This window comes from Leclercia adecarboxylata, assembly GCF_006874705.1.
GTDB lineage: Bacteria > Pseudomonadota > Gammaproteobacteria > Enterobacterales > Enterobacteriaceae > Enterobacter > Enterobacter adecarboxylatus_C.
The window spans coordinates 535411-554914 of the sequence record NZ_CP035382.1; the positions used below are offsets into that span (position 1 = coordinate 535411).

The following is a 19504-nucleotide window of genomic DNA, read 5'->3' on the forward strand; positions in this document are numbered from 1 at the left end:
GGCCGCATGAGCACATTCAAACCATTAAAAGCACTCACATCGCGTCGTCAGGTTCTCAAAGCGGGGCTGGCGGCCTTAACGTTAACGGGCATTGCAAAGCAGGCTCAGGCAAAAGACGAAAGCACCCTTAAAACCAGTAACGGACACAGCAAGCCGAAAACTAAAAAACCCGGTGCGAAGCGTCTGGTGATGCTCGATCCGGGCCACGGCGGCATCGATACCGGCGCCATAGGCCGTAACGGCTCTAAAGAAAAACATGTCGTGCTGGCGATTGCAAAAAACGTTCGGGCGATTTTACGCAGCAACGGCATTGACGCCCGCCTGACCCGCTCCGGCGACACCTTTATTCCGCTGTACGACCGGGTGGAGATTGCCCACCAGCACGGCGCCGATCTGTTTATGTCGATCCACGCTGACGGCTTTACTAACCCCTCGGCGGCGGGTGCTTCGGTATTTGCCCTTTCCAATCGTGGCGCCAGTAGCGCCATGGCAAAATACCTCTCCGACCGTGAAAACCGTGCGGATGAAGTTGCCGGAAAGAAGACCACCGACAAAGATCATCTGCTCCAGCAGGTGCTGTTTGACCTGGTGCAAACCGACACCATCAAGAATAGCCTGACCCTCGGCTCGCATATTCTGAAGAAGATTAAGCCGGTGCACCGTCTGCACAGCAAGGGTACCGAGCAGGCGGCGTTTGTGGTGCTGAAATCCCCGTCGATTCCCTCTGTGCTGGTGGAAACCTCCTTTATCACCAACCCGGAAGAAGAGCGATTGCTGGGCACCAGGGCGTTTCGCCAGAAGATCGCCAACGCCATCGCCTCCGGGATCATCAGTTACTTCAACTGGTTCGATAACCAGAAAGCGCACTCCAGGAAACGTTAATGAAACCCAATGCACAGCTGGTCAAAACCTTTCTGCTGCAGTTGCAGGATGAAATTTGCCAGAAACTGAGTGCCGTCGATGGCGGTGAATTTCAGCAGGATGAGTGGCAGCGCGAAGCCGGCGGCGGCGGGCGCAGCCGCGTGCTGCGTAACGGCGGCGTGTTCGAGCAGGCCGGGGTTAACTTTTCCCACGTTCACGGCGATGCCATGCCCGCTTCGGCCACCGCGCACCGCCCGGAGCTGGCGGGCCGCAGCTTCGAAGCGATGGGGGTCTCGCTGGTGGTGCATCCCCATAACCCCTGGGTGCCCACCAGCCATGCCAACGTGCGCTTTTTTATCGCCGAAAAACCGGGTGCCGATCCGGTGTGGTGGTTTGGCGGCGGCTTCGACTTAACGCCTTTCTACGGGTTTGAGGAAGACGCAATCCACTGGCACCAGACCGCGCACGACCTGTGCCAGCCCTTTGGTGAGGACGTCTACGCGAAATACAAGAAATGGTGCGATGAGTACTTTTATCTGAAGCACCGTGACGAGCAGCGCGGCATTGGCGGGCTGTTCTTTGACGATCTGAACACCCCGGATTTTGATACCGCCTTTAGCTTTATGCAGGCGGTGGGCAACGGCTATACCGACGCTTATTTACCCATTGTCGAGCGGCGTAAAAGCCACGATTACGGCGTGCGCGAGCGCGAGTTCCAGCTCTATCGTCGGGGGCGTTACGTGGAGTTCAATCTGGTGTGGGACCGCGGCACGCTGTTCGGCCTGCAGACCGGCGGGCGCACGGAGTCGATTCTGATGTCGATGCCGCCGCTGGTGCGCTGGGAGTATAACTTTGATCCGAAAGAAGGCAGCCGCGAGGCTGCCCTGAAGGAGTTTATTAAGGTTCGGGACTGGATTTAATTGCCGGGCGGCGCTTTCGCTTGCCCGGCCTACAAAACCTGTAGGTCGGATAAGCGAAAGCGCCACCCGACACATCCCCATTACAGCGGCTGGGTCTGCGCCTCTACCACCGCCAGCGCCACCATGTTCACAATACGACGCACGGACGCAATCGGGGTTAACACATGCACCGGTTTCGCCACGCCCATCAGTACCGGCCCAACGGTCACCCCTTCCGAACTGGAGACGCGCAGCAGGTTGTAGCTGATACGCGCCGCTTCGACGTTCGGCATGATCAGCACGTTGGCAGAGCCTTTCAGCGGGCTGTCCGGCATCCGCTCGTTACGAATGCTCTCCACCAGCGCGGCGTCGCCGTGCATCTCTCCGTCGATCATCAGCTCCGGCGCGCGCGCGCGCACCAGCTCCAGGGTCTGGCGCATTTTGCACGCGGCCGCCGATTTGGAGGAGCCAAAGTTGGAGTGCGACAGTAGCGCCACCTTCGGTTCGATACCGAAGCGACGCACCGTTTCCGCTGCCATCACCGTGATCTCCGCCAGCTGCTCCGGGGTAGGATCGTCGTTGACGTAGGTATCGGCAATAAAGGTGTTGCCGCTTGGCAGCAGCAGGGCATTCATCGCCCCGGCGGTATGTACCCCCTCGCGATAGCCGAAGATCTCCTGCACCACGCTGAAATGCTCGTGATAGTCTCCAATGGTGCCGCAGATTAGCGCGTCGGCTTCACCGCGGTGAACCATGATCGCCCCGATCACCGTGGTGTTGCCGATCACCGCCCGCTGGGCCTGCTCCTGGGTGATCCCCCGGCGCTTCATGATGGCATAGTATTCGTTCCAGTACTCCTTAAAGCGCGGATCGGACTCATTGTTGACGATCTCGAAGTCCACGCCCGGCTTAATTTGCAGCCCCAGCTTCTGGATACGCATCTCGATCACGCTCGGACGACCAATCAGGATCGGCTTCGCCAGCCCCAGGCTCACCAGCTCCTGAGTGGCGTGCAGGACGCGCGCCTCCTCCCCTTCTGCCATCACCACACGTTTGGCGTCCGTGCGCGCCTGGGAGAAGATCGGCTTCATGAACAGGTTGGTTTTATAGACAAACTCGGTCAGCTTATCGACATAGGCATCGAAGTCGGTGATAGGCCGCGTCGCCACGCCGGAGTCCATCGCCGCTTTGGCGACCGCCGGGGCGATTTTGACAATCAGACGCGGATCGAACGGTTTCGGAATAATGTAGTCCGGGCCGAAGCTCAGATCCTGATCGCCATAGGCGGAAGCCACCACTTCGCTCTGCTCGGCATGGGCCAGCTCGGCAATGGCGTGAACCGCCGCCAGCTTCATCTCTTCGTTAATGGCGGTCGCGCCGACGTCCAGCGCTCCGCGGAAAATGAACGGGAAGCAGAGGACGTTGTTCACCTGGTTCGGGTAATCGGAACGGCCGGTACAGATAATCGCATCCGGGCGGACCGCTTTTGCCAGCGGCGGCAGGATCTCAGGCTCCGGGTTCGCCAGGGCGAGGATCAGCGGCGCGCGCGCCATCTTCATCACCATCTCTTCGTTCAGCACTTTCGGGCCCGAACAGCCGAGGAAGATATCCGCCCCGTCCATCACATCCGCCAGGCTGCGCTTGCCGTCGTCGTCCACGGCGTAGGCAGCTTTGGTCTCCGCCATATTGGCTTCGCGGCCTTTATAAATCACCCCTTTGGAGTCGCAGACCACGATGTTGTGCTTCTGCATCCCCAGCGCCACCAGCAGGTTCATACAGGCGATGGCTGCCGCGCCCGCGCCGGAGACCACCATCCGCACGTCAGAGAGGTTCTTCTCCACCACCCGCAGGCCGTTCAGAATAGCGGCGGTGCTGATGATCGCCGTTCCGTGCTGGTCATCGTGGAACACGGGAATGTTCATTCGCTCGCGCAGCTTCTGCTCGATATAAAAACATTCCGGCGCTTTAATGTCTTCGAGGTTGATGCCGCCAAAGGTCGGCTCCAGCGCGGCCACCACGTTGATGAATTTGTCCGGGTCGAGTTCATCCACTTCAATATCAAACACGTCGATACCGGCGAACTTCTTGAACAGCACGCCCTTGCCTTCCATTACCGGTTTACCGGCCAGCGCCCCGATATTGCCCAGCCCCAGCACCGCAGTGCCGTTGGAGATCACCGCCACCAGATTGCCGCGGGCGGTGTATTTGTAGGCCGCCAGCGGATCTTTTTCGATTTCGAGACAGGGCGCGGCCACGCCCGGCGAATAGGCTAACGCCAGGTCGCGCTGGGTGGCGAGGGGTTTGGTCGGAGAGACCTGAATTTTGCCAGGTACGGGGAATTCATGAAAATCGAGGGCACTCTGTCGTAACTGCTCGTCCATTGTAAGGTTCCTTTCACGTATCGTTCAAAATGGGTGATGTTGTTATGGTCTGAGTTCACCCTGGATGGCGGATAGTATCGCTGCTGCCCGCCGCTCAAACTTTGAAGGCTGCCAAACTCTCACCATCAAAAAACAAAAATTGTTATCAATTTATAACAATCATGTTACCTGCCCATCAAAGCAAGACCATGTCCGTCTGCTATGCTTTTTTGTTAAGTACATCGCGAATTTCACAGAAGTGTGATCTAACACACTCCACCAACTCTTTTATTTTCAAGGAGTCATTACTTATGAACCAACTAAACGGCATCAAACAATTCACCACGGTCGTTGCTGACAGCGGTGATATCGAATCCATCCGCCACTACCAGCCACAGGATGCGACCACCAACCCATCGCTGCTGCTGAAAGCCGCCGGGCTCTCGCACTTCTCGCACCTGATTGACGACGCCATTGCGTACGGTAAAGGACGGGGGAAAACCAAAGAGCAACAGGTCGCTGAGGCCAGCGATAAGCTGGCGGTCAATATTGGTAGCGAAATTCTGAAAAGCATTCCGGGACGGGTCTCTACCGAAGTGGACGCACGCCTCTCCTTTGACCAGGAGAAAAGCATCGCCAAAGCGCGCCATCTGGTGAAGCTCTACGAGGAGCAGGACGTCGAAAAATCGCGCATTCTGATCAAGCTGGCCTCCACCTGGGAGGGGATCCGCGCCGCCGAAGTGCTGGAGAAAGAGGGAATTAACTGCAACCTGACGCTGCTGTTCTCCTTTGCTCAGGCACGCGCCTGCGCCGAAGCCGGGGTGTTCCTGGTGTCACCGTTCGTCGGGCGTATTTACGACTGGTATCAGGCCCGCCAGCCGATGGACCCCTACGTAGTAGAGGAAGATCCGGGCGTAAAATCCGTTCGCAATATCTACGACTACTATAAGCAGCACCGCTACGAAACCATCGTGATGGGCGCCAGCTTCCGCCGCACCGAGCAGATCCTTGCCCTTACCGGCTGCGACCGCCTGACCATCTCCCCTAACCTGCTGCAGGAGTTACAGGAGAAAGAGGAAGAGGTGGTCCGTCGCCTGGTGCCTTCTTCAACGGTGTTGCCAAAACCAAAACCAATGACCGAAGCCGAATTCCGCTGGGAGCATAATCAGGACGCCATGGCGGTCGATAAGCTGTCAGAAGGGATCCGTCTTTTCGCGGTCGACCAACGCAAACTCGAAGATCTGCTCGCCGCCAAACTGTAACCTTGCCATGGAGTGAACTATGTCCCGTAAAGAGTTAGCCAATGCCATTCGCGCCCTCAGCATGGATGCCGTGCAAAAAGCCAATTCCGGTCATCCAGGCGCACCAATGGGTATGGCCGATATCGCAGAAGTGTTATGGAATGATTTCCTGAAGCACAACCCCAACGATCCGACGTGGTACGACCGCGACCGCTTTATTCTCTCTAACGGTCACGCGTCGATGCTGCTCTACAGCCTGCTGCACCTCTCCGGCTATAACCTGCCGCTTGAGGAGCTGAAAAACTTCCGCCAGCTGCACTCGAAAACCCCGGGTCACCCGGAGCTGGGTTACACCCCTGGGGTGGAGACCACTACCGGCCCGCTGGGTCAGGGGCTGGCGAATGCGGTCGGGCTGGCGATTGCCGAGCGCACGCTGGCGGCGCAGTTTAACCAGCCGGGACATGAGATTGTCGATCACAATACTTATGTGTTTATGGGCGACGGCTGTCTGATGGAGGGGATCTCCCACGAGGTCTGCTCCCTGGCGGGCACGCTGGGGCTGGGCAAGCTGATTGGTTTCTACGATCACAACGGTATCTCCATCGACGGCGAGACCGAGGGCTGGTTCACTGACGACACGGCAAAACGCTTTGAAGCCTACCACTGGCATGTGGTGCATGAGATTGACGGTCACGATCCTGAGGCGCTGAAGGCGGCCATCCAGGAAGCGCAAAGCGTGACCGATAAACCGTCGCTGATTATCTGTCGCACGGTCATCGGATTTGGTTCCCCGAACAAAGCCGGTAAAGAGGAGTCGCACGGCGCCGCGCTGGGCGAAGAGGAAGTGGCCCTGACCCGCCAGAAGCTGGGCTGGAAATACCCGGCCTTTGAGATCCCGAAAGAGATCTACAAAGCCTGGGATGCCCGCGAAGAGGGCGAAAAAGCGCAGGCGGCCTGGAACGACAAATTTGCTGCCTACCAGAAAGCGCACCCGGAGCTGGCGGCCGAGTTTAGCCGTCGCATGAGCGGCGGGCTTCCCGAGAACTGGGAAGAGACTACCCAAGCGCTGATCGAAAACCTGCAGGCCAACCCGGCGAAGATCGCCACCCGTAAGGCCTCGCAGAATACCCTCAACGCCATTGGCCCGATCCTGCCGGAGCTGCTGGGCGGCTCGGCGGATCTGGCCCCGAGCAACCTGACCATATGGTCGGGCTCAACCTCGCTTAAAGAAGATATCGCCGGGAACTACATCCACTACGGGGTGCGCGAGTTCGGCATGACCGCCATTGCCAACGGTATCGCCCATCACGGCGGATTTGTGCCCTATACCGCCACCTTCCTGATGTTCGTGGAGTATGCGCGTAACGCCGCGCGTATGGCGGCGCTGATGAAGGCCCGGCAGATCATGGTCTATACTCACGACTCCATCGGGCTGGGGGAAGATGGCCCGACCCACCAGGCGGTGGAGCAGCTGGCCAGCCTGCGTCTGACGCCGAACTTCAGCACCTGGCGTCCGTGCGATCAGGTTGAAGCCGCGGTGGGCTGGAAGCTGGCAATAGAGCGGCACAACGGCCCGACGGCATTGATCCTCTCCCGTCAGAACCTGGCGCAGATCGAGCGTACCCCGGACCAGGTAAAAAATATTGCCCGCGGGGGATACATCCTGAAAGACAGCGGCGGCAAGCCGGATATTATTCTGATTGCCACCGGATCGGAGATGGAGATCACCGTCAAGGCGGCGGAGAAGCTGACCGCGGAAGGCCACGCGGTGCGGGTGGTGTCCCTGCCTTCAACGGATATTTTTGATGCTCAGGATGAGGCGTACCGCGAGTCGGTGCTGCCGTCGGACGTTACGGCGCGCGTGGCGGTCGAAGCGGGTATTGCGGACTACTGGTACAAGTATGTCGGGCTGAAAGGGAAGATTGTCGGGATGACCGGCTATGGTGAATCGGCGCCTGCCGACAAGCTGTTCCCGTTCTTCGGCTTTACGGTTGAGAACGTGGTAGAGAAGGCGCAGGCCTTACTGTAAGAGCCTTGCCCGGCGGCGCTACGCTTGCACGGGCCTACAAAACCAAAAAACGGTAACCTTATGGTTACCGTTTTGCTTTTATCTTGTGATCCACAACGTGGGCCAGGAATCGGGTCCATGCCAGTTATCGCAGCTCGGCTCTTCCGCATAACGCACCAGACGGAAACGCTGTCCGGTAAAGCGCCAGCGCGTCTGGATCCCGCAATCGGCAATGCCGCGTCCCAGCGCGAGGGTGGTCAGCTCGCGGCTCTTCTCATCGAAGCTGGCGTTCATCAACTCCATCTCGCTGCTGTCGCTCGACGGCACAAACGGCAGGCGCAGGCGCACCGCATGGGAGGCAAACGGCTTCTTACGCGACACCAGCCAGGCCAGATCGACGGTGTTATAGGCCCCGGCCTCACAGCTAATCATCAGCAGCGCTTTGTCATCGGTTAAGGCGGTGACCCGCACTTCACGACGCGCCGGGTCGAGTGAGCACTGGCTGTTGTTGATGCGCCAGGTGCCATAGTCGGTCAGATCGCTGCGCTCTTCGCGGGTTAACGGCGTGGGGGTCGGGTTGACTACGGCAACCTCTTTCAGCGCCGGTGCGGGCGGTACGCTCAGCGGCGGTTGCGCGCCTTTGTTGATCCACGCGGTTTCACTCCCGCCACGCTTTTGCTGGGCATCGATAAACTGCAGGGCCTCTTTCAGACCATCCAGGGAGATGACCTGCTTGCCATCCGCCAGGGTGATGGCCTTTTTCTGCTGAAGCGTGGTCAACAGAGCAGTAATAGTGGCGGCATGATCGGTGGTCAGACGCCAGGGAGTCACCTGCCAGTGCGGTGGAGCAAGCTGCAGCGGCTCGCCGTCAAGCATAAGGCGGGGCGCGATAGCGGGCTGTTTAGGGTCGGGCGTGGCCAGCCCGCCGAGATCGATGCGCAGCACCGCATCGGTTTTTGCCCCGGCGCTGCGGCTCAGCGTCATCACCAGCCCGTTATGCTCACCGGTATTGCGCGCGATACAAAAGTTCTGGTTGTTGCAGGTCACCTGCCAGTCAGTAAACGACTGCTGTGCAGGTGCCGCCTGAACCAGAGCCGCGGGCAGCACGCTGAGCATAAAGATAAGAAAAAGGCTGTGACGCATGAATAGCAGGATCCCGGAAGCAAAGACAGACAAACAGACCGTATCTTCCTGCTCAGGCCGGGGTTACTCAATCAGATTTATCGGATAGATTTATATGAAATACATCTTATTAAGAATAATAATATCAATCCATTAACCCGGAGCTGCGCAAATACTGTAAGAGTATCACCGTTTTGCCGTCCCGTATTTCACCCGATTGAACCATCAATAACGCCTCGCTGAAGGGCAGCTCCAGGACCTCGATCTCTTCGTCCTCTATCCCACCGCCCTTGCCTGCGCGCTGGGCGTCACTGTATTCCGCCACGAAGAAATGGACGATTTCCGTCACGCCGCCGGGGGACATGTACAGCTCAAACACCTTGCGCGCGTTACCGACGACAAAACCGGTCTCTTCGATCGCCTCTTTGCGAATGCAGACTTCCGGCTCATCGTTATCCAGCAGCCCGGCGCAGGTTTCGATCAGTCGCCCGTCGGGATTGCCGTTCACCCAGGTGGCGATGCGGAACTGGCGGATCAGCACCACGCTCTGCTTCTCAGTGTTGTAGAGCAGGACAGTAGCGCCGTTACCCCGATCGTAGACTTCACGTTTGTGGCGCACCACTTCGCCGTTACGCCGCGTCAGATCGTAGGTCAGGTTGCGCAGAATGAAATAGTTATCCGAGAGGCACTTGTCTTTAATCAGTTCAATTTTCAAGTTTATACGGGCTCCGTTACGCGTCATGCTGGTCATACTACGCTGAGAAGCCCGCGTTGTCGTCCGTCAGGTTAATGCGGGGCGGGTGCCTCGACCCCAAGCCAGTCAGCGATGCCCTTGGCGGCATGCCGCCCTTCCGCCATTGCCGTGACCACCAGATCGGCGCCGCGCACCGCGTCGCCACCGGCAAAGATCTGCGGGTTGCTGGTCTGATAGCGGTAGCGCGTCTCGACGCTGGCGGCGATCCGCCCCCAGTCATCCACCTCGACCCCCTGGGCCTGCAGCCAGGGCATGGCATGCGGGTTGAAGCCAAAGGCCATGATCACCGCATCGGCAGGCATGACAAACTCGCTACCCTCGACAGGCACCGGACGGCGGCGGCCCTGGGCATCAGGCTCGCCCAGCCGGGTGCGCAGGAGGCGAATGCCGTTAACCCGCCCGGTCTCGTCGAGGGTCAGCTCCACCGGCTGCACGTTAAACTCAAAGGCGGCCCCCTCTTCCCGGGCGTTTTTGACCTCTTTTTTCGAGCCCGGCATGTTGGCTTCATCCCGGCGGTAGGCGCAGGTGACGCTGGCGGCCCCGTGACGCAGCGCGGTGCGCACGCAGTCCATCGCCGTATCGCCGCCGCCCAGCACCACCACGTTCAGCCCGGCGGTATCGACAAAGGGCTCCTCTACCGACGGGGCCAGCCCCATCAGCTGCCGGGTGTTGCCCACCAGGAACGGCAGGGCATCGTAGACCCCGGGCGCATCCTCATGGGGAATGCCCGCCTTCATCGAACGGTAAGTGCCCACGCCAACAAACAGAGCATCGTATTCGCTAAGCAGCTGCGCCAGCGGGAGATCTTTACCCACCTCGCAGTTCAGCTCGAAGCGGATGCCCATCGCCGTGAAGATCTCCCGACGGCGGGCCAGCAGCGATTTATCCAGCTTAAAGGCCGGAATGCCGAAGGTAAGCAGGCCGCCGATCTCCGGGTGGCGGTCAAAGACCGTGACGCTAACGCCGCGGCGGATTAACGCATCGGCGCAGGCCAGTCCGGCGGGCCCGGCCCCGATGATGGCGACCTGCTTATTGACGGGCGTGACCTGGCTCAGATCGGGCCGCCAGCCTTTGGCCAGCGCCTGGTCGGAGATATAGCGTTCGATGTTGCCGATGGTCACCGACCCGGCAACGTCGCGCACCGTGCAGGCCCCTTCGCACAGTTTGTCCTGGGGACAGACCCGGCCGGTTATCTCCGGCAGGCAGTTGGTCTGATGGGATAACTCCACCGCAGCGTCGATATCCCCGGCCTTGACGCACTCAATCCACTGGGGAATGTGGTTGTGCAGCGGGCAGGTCCATTCGCATACCGAATGTTCCCCGCAGGTCAGGCAGCGGTCGGCTTCACGCTGCGCCTGCGCCGGACGGAACGGCAGATAGATTTCGTCGAAATTACCCGCCCGCGCCTCGGGGGAGAGTTTATCCGGCTCGCCGCGCGCGGCCAGGGCATACATCCGCTCGCGCTTGCCGATCGTCCGGGGAGTCACCGCCGCCCCGGTCTGCCACGGCTGCGCCTCATGGCGCGCCGTGCGCACCTGCCGCGTACGGGTCAGCTGATTCAGGGTATCGGGCGTGACCCTTGATAAGGCATCCGCCGGGCAGTTCGCCACGCAGGCCGGCCCCTCGGGGCGATCCAGGCAGAGATCGCACTTCTGCGCGGTGGCCGACTGCGCCCCGGTGACCACCTCCATAGTGCCAAACGGGCAAGCCACCACGCAGGCTTTACAGCCGATACACTTCTGCTCATCAACCTGCACGCTGTCGCGCATCCGACTGATGGCGCCATTCGGGCAGCTTTGTAGACAGGGGGCGTTTTCACAGTGGTGGCAGGTAACAGCGCTGTGCTTATTGCCCTCTTTCACCACGGTGATACGGGGGGTAAAATGGCGCGCGCTGAGGGCATGCTGTTCATTATGATGCGCCATGACGCACGCCACTTCGCAGGCTCGACATCCAATGCATAACTGGCTATTAGCCATAATAAAATGATTCATCACGGTTCCCCTGCTGGCCCAAATAACCTTATTCTTTGTATGAATAATGTATTTACCCACCGCAACGGGTTGAGGCAATGTTCAATTGCCCAGGAACGCGAACTATTTCGCCTGAACCTGTGTCAGATCAATTAATTTCATTCCTGATGAAATTACGTTTCATTCCCCCTACGGAAACGTTGTTCAGGTCTGTTTCGTATTAGCTCAGGACGCGATTTGTGATAGTTAAACAACCGGTTTCACGCAGCCTTGCCCGGGCCTTTTTCGCCATCATTGCCCTGTCGCTGCTGACGAGCGCCATTGCGCTGTTTACCCTCGCCAGCAGCCAGCGCGACGCCGAAGCGATCAACCTGGCGGGGTCACTGCGGATGCAGAGCTATCGCCTGGGTTACGATATACAACGGGGCAGCGCCGATCTGCTGCCTCATCGACAGGCCTGGCAGCAAACGCTGAATGCCCCCGCCCTGCTCACCCTGAAAAGCTGGTACGTGCCGGATGAGGTTCAACAGCGTTATCACCTGCTGCAGCTCGCGTGGCAGGGTGTTAACGAGAAACTCGATCAGGGTGATTACGCCTGGTATCAGAACCATATGGATGAGTATGTGGCGCGTATCGACGCCTTTGTTCTCTCCCTGCAGCATTACGCCGAACATAAAATCCAGCTGGTGTTCGCCATCTCCTTTGCCGGCGCGATCGGCATCATTCTGCTGGCGCTCAGCACGCTGCGGCGGATCCGCCAGCAGGTGGTCGCCCCGCTCAATCGTCTGGTCGCCTCCAGCCTGCACATCGAACAGGGCCGGTTTGATATCCCGGTGCCGGATACCGATCTGCCGAACGAGCTTGGCCTGCTTTCCCGCACCTTTAACCATATGGCCGCCGAGCTGCACACCCTGTACCGCTCTCTGGAAATTTCGGTTGAAGAGAAGACGCACCATCTGCACGAGGCCCACCAGCAGCTGGAGATGCTGTTTACCTGCTCACAGGAGATGAACACCAGCAAGATCGACAGCCACTGCTTCCGTCATATCCTGCAAACCGTGCGCGAATACACCGGGATCGCCTGGCTGGCGCTGCATACCAGCGACGGCTGGAAAATGCAGGAGGGCGAGGCCGCCGAGCACCTGGAGACGCAGGTGCTGCCGGTCATTATGCTGGAGACCCGGTTCGGTGAGCTACGCTGGCAAAGCGAGCAGCGCGCCGTGCCGATCCCGCTGATGAAAAGCGTCGCCACCATGCTCGGGCGCGGCCTCTTTTCCAACCAGGCGCAAAAGCACTACCACCAGCTGCTGCTGATGGAGGAGCGCGCCACCATCGCCCGCGAGCTGCACGACTCGCTGGCGCAGGTGCTGTCGTATCTGCGCATTCAGCTGACGCTGCTTAAACATGCGGTGCCGGAGGAAAACGAGGCAGCGCAGGCGATCATTACCGATTTCTCCCGGGCGCTGAATGCCGCATACCGTCAGCTGCGCGAGCTGCTTACCACCTTCCGCCTGACGCTGAACCAGGCCAACCTGCCCGCTGCGCTACAGGAGACTCTGGAGGATCTCCAGAAGCAGACCGGCGCAACACTGCGCCTCGACTGCCAGCTCTCCTCCCTGGCGCTGGACGCCCAGATGCAGGTCCACCTGCTGCAAATTGTGCGCGAGGCGGTGCTAAACGCCATCAAGCACGCCCAGGCCAGCGACATTGAGGTCAGTTGCGTTACCGCCCCGGACGGTAGCCATAGGGTGAACATTTGCGACAACGGTATCGGGATTGGCGACGCCAGCGAGCCGCCGGGTCACTACGGTCTGAACATCATGCGCGAGCGCGCCGACAGGCTGGGGGGCACCCTGCACTTCTCGCAGCCGCCCGGCGGAGGGACGCAGGTCAGCGTCTGTTTCCGCTCGTCAGCCGCTACCGAGGGTAAATAACGGTAAAAACGGGGGGGAATGTCACCAGTCAGCCATGCGGATAGACAATACTCACCGCTTCACAACGGGCAACGACGCGAATAAAGCGCATGATAATTTACATTATCTCCTTTATTTCTCCACGTTTGGCATCCGCCTTGCCGCTAGAGTTATGCGGGCAATGTACAATGACGACGCGCAGCAAAACGAGGTCTTATTTTAATGGCGAATTTTTTCATCGATCGCCCCATTTTTGCCTGGGTGCTGGCAATTTTGTTGTGCCTGACCGGCACGCTGGCCATTTTTTCCCTTCCTGTTGAGCAGTACCCGGATCTGGCCCCGCCTAACGTGCGGATCACGGCTAACTATCCGGGGGCATCCGCGCAAACTCTGGAGAACACCGTCACCCAGGTGATCGAGCAGAACATGACCGGCCTCGACAACCTGATGTACATGTCTTCCCAGAGCAGCGCCACCGGGCAGGCGACGGTTACGCTGAGCTTTACCGCGGGCGCTGACCCGGATGAAGCGGTGCAGCAGGTGCAAAACCAGCTGCAGTCCGCGCTGCGTAAGCTGCCGCAGGCGGTGCAGAATCAGGGCGTGACGGTGCGTAAAACCGGCGATACCAACATTCTGACCATCGCCTTTGTCTCCAATGACGGATCGATGGATAAGCAGGATATCGCTGACTATGTCGCCAGTAATATTCAGGATCCGCTCAGCCGCATCAACGGCGTGGGGGATATCGACGCCTACGGCTCACAATACTCGATGCGCATCTGGCTCGACCCGGCGAAGCTGAACAGTTTTCAGATGACGGCGAAAGATGTTACCGACGCCATCGAATCACAAAATGCGCAGATTGCGGTCGGCCAGCTGGGCGGTACGCCGTCCATTGATAAGCAGGCGCTGAACGCCACCATTAACTCCCAGTCGCTGTTACAGACCCCGGAGCAGTTCCGCGATATCACCCTGCGCGTCAACCAGGATGGTTCGGAAGTGCGGCTGGGCGATGTCGCCACCGTCGAAATGGGCGCCGAGAAGTACGATTACCTGAGCCGCTTTAACGGCAAAGCGGCCTCCGGCCTGGGGGTAAAGCTGGCCTCCGGCGCCAACGAGATGGCCACGGCAGAACTGGTCATTAACCGCCTCGATGAGCTGTCGCACTATTTCCCTCACGGGCTCGAGTACAAAATCGCCTATGAAACCACCTCCTTCGTGAAGGCCTCGATTGAAGATGTGGTGAAAACCCTGCTGGAAGCCATCGCTTTGGTGTTCCTGGTGATGTACCTGTTCCTGCAAAATTTCCGCGCCACGCTGATCCCGACCATCGCCGTGCCGGTGGTACTGATGGGCACCTTTACGGTGCTCTACGCCTTTGGCTATAGCATCAACACCCTCACCATGTTTGCCATGGTGCTGGCGATAGGCCTGCTGGTGGATGACGCCATCGTGGTGGTGGAGAACGTCGAGCGTATCATGAGCGAAGAGGGGCTTTCCCCGCGCGAAGCGACACGAAAATCGATGAAACAGATTCAGGGGGCGCTGGTAGGTATTGCCATGGTGCTGTCTGCGGTATTCGTGCCGATGGCCTTCTTTGGCGGTACCACCGGCGCAATCTACCGCCAGTTCTCCATTACCATCGTCTCAGCCATGGTGCTGTCGGTACTGGTGGCGATGATCCTCACCCCGGCCCTCTGCGCCACTCTGCTTAAACCGCTGCATAAGGGCGAACAGCACGGCCAGAAAGGGTTCTTTGGCTGGTTCAACCGCATGTTTAACCGCAACGCCGCGCGCTATGAGGCGGGCGTCGGGCGGATCCTGCACCGCAGCCTGCGCTGGGTGCTGATCTACGTCCTTCTGCTGGGCGGTATGGTGTTCCTGTTCCTGCGTCTGCCGACCTCGTTCCTGCCCCTTGAAGACCGGGGCATGTTTATCACCTCGGTGCAGTTGCCCAGCGGCTCTACCCAGCAGCAGACCCTGAAGGTGGTTCAGCAGGTGGAGTCCTACTTCTTCACCAAAGAGAAAGACAACGTGCTGTCGGTGTTTGCTACCGTGGGCTCTGGCCCTGGCGGGAACGGGCAGAACGTGGCGCGTATGTTCGTGCGCCTGAAAGACTGGGATGAGCGCGATGCCAAAACCGGCAGTTCGTTCGCCATCATCGAGCGCGCCACCAAAGCCTTCAGCCACATCAAAGAGGCGCGGGTCTTCGCCAGCAGCCCACCGGCCATCAGCGGGCTCGGCAGTTCGGCAGGTTTTGATATGGAGCTGCAGGATCACGCCGGAGCCGGGCATGTGGCGCTGATGGCCGCCCGCGACCGACTGCTGGAGCTGGCCGGGGAGGATCCTTCCCTCACGCGCGTGCGCCACAACGGTCTGGATGACAGCCCGCAGCTGCAGATTGATATTGATCAGCGTAAGGCGCAGGCGCTGGGCGTGGACATTGACGATATCAATGACACCCTGCAAACCGCCTGGGGCTCGAGCTACGTGAACGACTTTATGGATCGGGGCCGCGTGAAAAAGGTCTACGTGCAGGCGGCAGCCAAATACCGCATGCTGCCGGACGATATCAACATGTGGTACGTGCGCAACAAAGACGGCGGCATGGTGCCCTTCTCGGCCTTCGCCACCTCGCGCTGGGAGACCGGATCTCCGCGTATGGAACGCTACAACGGCTATTCAGCGGTAGAGATTGTCGGTGAGGCCGCGCCGGGGGTCAGTACCGGCACCGCCATGGACGTGATGGAAAATCTGGTGCGGCAGCTGCCTGCCGGGTTTGGCCTTGAGTGGACCGCGATGTCCTATCAGGAGCGCCTCTCCGGTGCCCAGGCGCCGGCGCTCTATGCGTTGTCGCTGCTGGTGGTGTTCCTCTGTCTGGCCGCCCTGTATGAGAGCTGGTCAGTGCCGTTCTCGGTCATGCTGGTGGTGCCGCTGGGGGTAATCGGTGCCCTGCTCGCCACCTGGATGCGCGGGCTGGAGAATGACGTCTACTTCCAGGTCGGGCTGTTAACGGTCATTGGCCTCTCCGCGAAGAACGCCATTCTCATCGTCGAGTTTGCTAACGAGATGAATGAGAAAGGCCAGGAGCTGATGGCTGCGACCCTTGACGCCTGTCGCCAGCGCCTGCGTCCGATCCTGATGACCTCGCTGGCGTTTGTCTTCGGCGTGCTGCCGATGGCCACCAGCTCTGGGGCGGGATCGAGCAGCCAGCACGCGGTGGGAACCGGGGTAATGGGCGGGATGATCTCCGCCACCATCCTCGCCATTTACTTTGTTCCGCTGTTCTTTGTGCTGGTCCGCCGACGTTTCCCGCTAAAGGAAAAACAGAAATAAGATATTGAAAATGAAAAAGGCGTCCTTACCGGCCGCCTTTTTTATGTGTTTATTTTCACATTATTGTTATTTAGCTAATTAAGTGCTCTTGCAGTTCTTCCTGAATGTCATTTACGAAGCATGCCTTCGATAAAATCTTTCCAGTTCCCCAGTTCACGTTCAATCATAACTACCTCTCTTATTATTATGGCCATTCTACGAGAATATATCATCATTGTGAAGACTTTTTAATCAGTGATACTGCTCTACCCCCGTTGGTACGACTGGCTTGTAGATAATATGGGTCCAGTCCGATAAATTTTATGTGACCAACTGCAATATTTTGAAATAACCTTAATTAACGACGAAAAAAATAATTAGCGGCTGTTCTTACACGACTTTTTAGCACCTGGACTTCTATGCGATAAAGGTGAAATAATATTCATGCGCTGTACATTATTTATACCACCCCTCAATATAAAATTAAGTAATAAAACAAATGTGTTATATTTTCGCAATCGCTTAAACATCGAAAATACTGAGCAATCGCTCCCTGTTAAGACAAAAGGATTCACCATGATTACCCTTTACGGCATCAAAAATTGCGACACCATCAAAAAGGCCCGCCGCTGGCTGGAGGCAAACAAAGTTGATTACCGTTTTCACGACTATCGCGCCGACGGTCTTGATGCGGATTTAATGCAGAAATTCATCGCGGAACTGGGCTGGGAAGCCCTGCTGAACACCCGCGGTACCACCTGGCGCAAACTGGATGAGAGCCTGCGCGCCAGCATCGACAATGCCGCCAGCGCCGCCGCCTTAATGGTTGAAATGCCAGCAATCATTAAACGCCCATTGCTCTGGGCGCCCGGTAAGCCTATGCTGCTGGGTTTCAACGAAAACCAATACCAAACCTATTTTATTGAGGTGTAGTCTATGTCATGCCCGGTCATTGAGCTGACTCAGCAGCTTATTCGCCGCCCCTCCCTGAGCCCGGACGATGCGGGTTGTCAGGCGCTGATGATCGAACGCCTGCGGGCGATTGGTTTTACCGTCGAACCTATGGATTTTGGCGATACGCAAAATTTCTGGGCCTGGCGTGGTCAGGGCGAAACGCTGGCGTTTGCCGGACATACTGATGTGGTGCCAGCCGGTGACGCTGACCGCTGGATCAATCCTCCTTTCGAACCGACGATCCGCGACGGCATGCTGTTTGGTCGCGGCGCGGCGGACATGAAAGGTTCTCTGGCAGCGATGGTGGTTGCCGCCGAACGTTTCGTGGCGCAATACCCGAATCATAAAGGCCGTCTGGCGTTTTTGATCACCTCTGATGAAGAGGCCAGTGCCAAAAACGGCACCGTGAAGGTGGTAGAAACGCTGATGGCGCGTAACGAACGCCTGGATTACTGCCTGGTGGGCGAACCGTCCAGCACCGAAGTGGTGGGTGACGTGGTCAAAAATGGCCGTCGCGGCTCCATGACCTGTAACCTCACTATTCACGGCGTTCAGGGCCACGTAGCCTATCCGCATCTGGCAGATAACCCGGTGCACCGCGCCGCGCCGATGCTCAACGAGCTGGTGGGTATCGAGTGGGACAAGGGCAACGACTATTTCCCGCCAACCAGTATGCAGATTGCCAATATCCAGGCCGGCACCGGCAGCAACAACGTCATCCCCGGCGATCTGTTTGTGCAGTTTAACTTCCGCTTCAGCACCGAGCTGACGGACGAGATGATTAAAGCCCGCGTCGCGGCACTGCTGGAGAAACACCAGCTGCGCTACAGCGTGGACTGGTGGATCTCCGGTCAGCCGTTCCTGACCGGACGCGGTAAGCTGGTGGATGCGGTGGTTAACGCTATCGCGCACTATAATGAAATTAAACCGCAACTGCTGACCACGGGCGGCACATCCGACGGACGTTTTATTGCCCGTATGGGTGCGCAGGTGGTGGAACTTGGGCCGGTAAATGCCACGATTCATAAAATCAATGAATGCGTGAATGCCGCTGATTTGCAGCTGCTGGCCCGTATGTATCAACGAATCATGGAGCAGCTCGTCGCCTGACGGTTGCCCCAAGAAGGATAAGCGAATGGACTGGCTGGCTAAATATTGGTGGATCCTGGTACTGGTTTTTCTGGTAGGCGTGCTGCTGAACGTGATCAAGGATCTCAAGCGCGTTGACCACAAGAAATTCCTCGCCAACAAACCTGACCTCCCTCCGCATCGTGACTTTAACGACAAGTGGGACGACGAAGACGACTGGCCGAAAAAGGACCAGAAGAAGTAACGCTTTTACCCTCTCCTTACGGGGAGAGGGTTATCCTCAGAAAAACTCGACAATACCGTCGTCGTTCGGCTTGCCGCCGCTGAGCGCTTCATCGAAATAGTGTTTCGGCACGGTAAAACGCAGATGGTCCAGCGCGAACTGAATGCTGCGGTCGTCAATGGCATGTCCCAGATCGTCGACAATATCCAGCGTCACATCGCCGCCCGCGCGGATCAGCGCCTCCTGACCGGCAACCGCATGAGACAGCTCAATTACGCGATCTTCTCCGCCGTGGATAAGATGGATAGTGGTCTCGGTGGTCGCCCGCTCGGGCAGGGTCGCATAGCGGCCATTGAATGCAATCACCCGGGAGGCTAATCCCGCCTCGGCCTTCACGCTCTCCAGCGCCATGATCGCGCCCTGAGAAAAACCGATCAGCGCGGTGGCATTTGCCCCGACACCGCTTTGCTGCTGCCAGTAACGCACCGTGTCAACAAAGGTCGGCATGATCGCATCCACACGCTCCTGACGGTTCTCTTCGGTCACGCCCTGCACCGAAAACCACTGACGGCCATTCGGACCGCACGGCTCAACGCCGCCCACGCTCACCACCAGGGCATCGGGAAACAGAGGCGCAAACCAGCTGCCAATCTGCGCCATATTAGCCGGGTTATCGCCGACGCCATGAAACAGCAGCAACAGCTGTTTAGCCGGGCGATCGGGGCTCTGGACAACAAAATGGTCATGTTTCATGGCAGTCTCCTTGATTGATAAGCGGGATTCTACGCCTGA

General features: G+C 58.4%; 15 protein-coding genes. 9 read left to right on the top strand and 6 right to left on the bottom strand.

Annotated features, from left to right (window positions below; genetic code table 11):
- The first annotated feature begins 6 nt into the window (after window positions 1-6).
- Together amiA and hemF are read left to right on the top strand one after the other, a co-directional pair.
- Window positions 7-882, top strand: a complete 876-nt coding sequence (gene amiA, locus ES815_RS03560; RefSeq protein WP_142486648.1) for an N-acetylmuramoyl-L-alanine amidase AmiA — start codon at window positions 7-9, stop codon at window positions 880-882.
- The gene (gene hemF / locus ES815_RS03565; protein WP_142486649.1) at window positions 882-1781 is read left to right on the top strand and encodes an oxygen-dependent coproporphyrinogen oxidase; all 900 of its coding nucleotides are present in this window, start codon (window positions 882-884) and stop codon (window positions 1779-1781) included. The genes amiA and hemF overlap by 1 nt, the downstream gene beginning before the upstream one ends.
- 80 nt (window positions 1782-1861) lie before the next feature.
- Here hemF and maeB read toward each other — a convergent pair whose 3' ends face one another.
- Window positions 1862-4141 (bottom strand): NADP-dependent oxaloacetate-decarboxylating malate dehydrogenase, encoded by a 2280-nt coding sequence (gene maeB / locus ES815_RS03570; RefSeq protein ID WP_142486650.1) that lies wholly within the window; start codon window positions 4139-4141, stop codon window positions 1862-1864.
- Window positions 4142-4431: 290 nt separating this feature from the next.
- Between maeB and tal the strand changes: the two genes are divergently transcribed.
- Complete coding sequence (gene tal, locus ES815_RS03575) at window positions 4432-5382, top strand: transaldolase (protein WP_142486651.1); 951 nt, start codon at window positions 4432-4434, stop codon at window positions 5380-5382.
- Between the two features lie 19 nt (window positions 5383-5401).
- Entirely contained in the window at window positions 5402-7390 is a 1989-nt protein-coding gene (gene tkt, locus ES815_RS03580) for a transketolase (protein WP_142486652.1), read from the top strand.
- 78 nt (window positions 7391-7468) lie between these two features.
- On the opposite strand, the gene ES815_RS03585 is transcribed toward tkt, so the two are convergent.
- From ES815_RS03585 to aegA, 3 genes are all read right to left on the bottom strand, one after another.
- A complete protein-coding gene (locus ES815_RS03585) occupies window positions 7469-8512 on the bottom strand; it encodes a DUF1176 domain-containing protein (RefSeq protein ID WP_142486653.1) in 1044 nt (347 codons plus the stop codon).
- 124 nt (window positions 8513-8636) lie between these two features.
- Window positions 8637-9212 carry a GDP-mannose pyrophosphatase NudK gene (gene nudK / locus ES815_RS03590; protein WP_142490011.1) on the bottom strand — a complete coding sequence of 192 codons (576 nt, stop codon included), beginning with the start codon at window positions 9210-9212 and terminating at the stop codon, window positions 8637-8639.
- 65 nt (window positions 9213-9277) lie between these two features.
- Entirely contained in the window at window positions 9278-11239 is a 1962-nt protein-coding gene (aegA, locus tag ES815_RS03595) for a formate-dependent uric acid utilization protein AegA (protein WP_142486654.1), read from the bottom strand.
- Window positions 11240-11457: 218 nt separating this feature from the next.
- On the opposite strand from aegA, the gene narQ reads away from it, so the two are divergent.
- Together narQ and acrD are read left to right on the top strand one after the other, a co-directional pair.
- Entirely contained in the window at window positions 11458-13152 is a 1695-nt protein-coding gene (gene narQ / locus ES815_RS03600; protein ID WP_142486655.1) for a nitrate/nitrite two-component system sensor histidine kinase NarQ, read from the top strand.
- A 201-nt stretch (window positions 13153-13353) separates the two neighbouring features.
- Window positions 13354-16467, top strand: coding sequence for a multidrug efflux RND transporter permease AcrD (gene acrD, locus ES815_RS03605; protein ID WP_142486656.1), 3114 nt, complete (start codon window positions 13354-13356; stop codon window positions 16465-16467).
- Window positions 16468-16574: 107 nt separating this feature from the next.
- Here the strand turns inward: acrD and ypfM are convergent, their stop codons facing one another.
- Window positions 16575-16634 (bottom strand): protein YpfM, encoded by a 60-nt coding sequence (gene ypfM / locus ES815_RS03610; protein WP_015572204.1) that lies wholly within the window; start codon window positions 16632-16634, stop codon window positions 16575-16577.
- Window positions 16635-17022: 388 nt separating this feature from the next.
- Between ypfM and ES815_RS03615 the strand changes: the two genes are divergently transcribed.
- Genes ES815_RS03615 through ES815_RS03625 form a run of 3 tightly spaced genes read left to right on the top strand, consistent with a single transcriptional unit; the run spans window position 17023 to window position 18733 of the window.
- Window positions 17023-17379: an ArsC family reductase gene (locus ES815_RS03615; protein ID WP_142486657.1), complete on the top strand. Its 357-nt coding sequence runs from the start codon at window positions 17023-17025 to the stop codon at window positions 17377-17379.
- Between the two features lie 3 nt (window positions 17380-17382).
- Window positions 17383-18510 (top strand): succinyl-diaminopimelate desuccinylase, encoded by a 1128-nt coding sequence (gene dapE, locus ES815_RS03620; protein ID WP_142486658.1) that lies wholly within the window; start codon window positions 17383-17385, stop codon window positions 18508-18510.
- A 25-nt stretch (window positions 18511-18535) separates the two neighbouring features.
- On the top strand, window positions 18536-18733 hold the full coding sequence (locus tag ES815_RS03625) for a YpfN family protein (protein WP_095453344.1): 198 nt from the start codon (window positions 18536-18538) through the stop codon (window positions 18731-18733).
- 36 nt (window positions 18734-18769) lie between these two features.
- On the opposite strand, the gene ypfH is transcribed toward ES815_RS03625, so the two are convergent.
- Complete coding sequence (gene ypfH / locus ES815_RS03630) at window positions 18770-19465, bottom strand: esterase (RefSeq protein WP_142486659.1); 696 nt, start codon at window positions 19463-19465, stop codon at window positions 18770-18772.
- Window positions 19466-19504 lie beyond the last annotated feature (39 nt).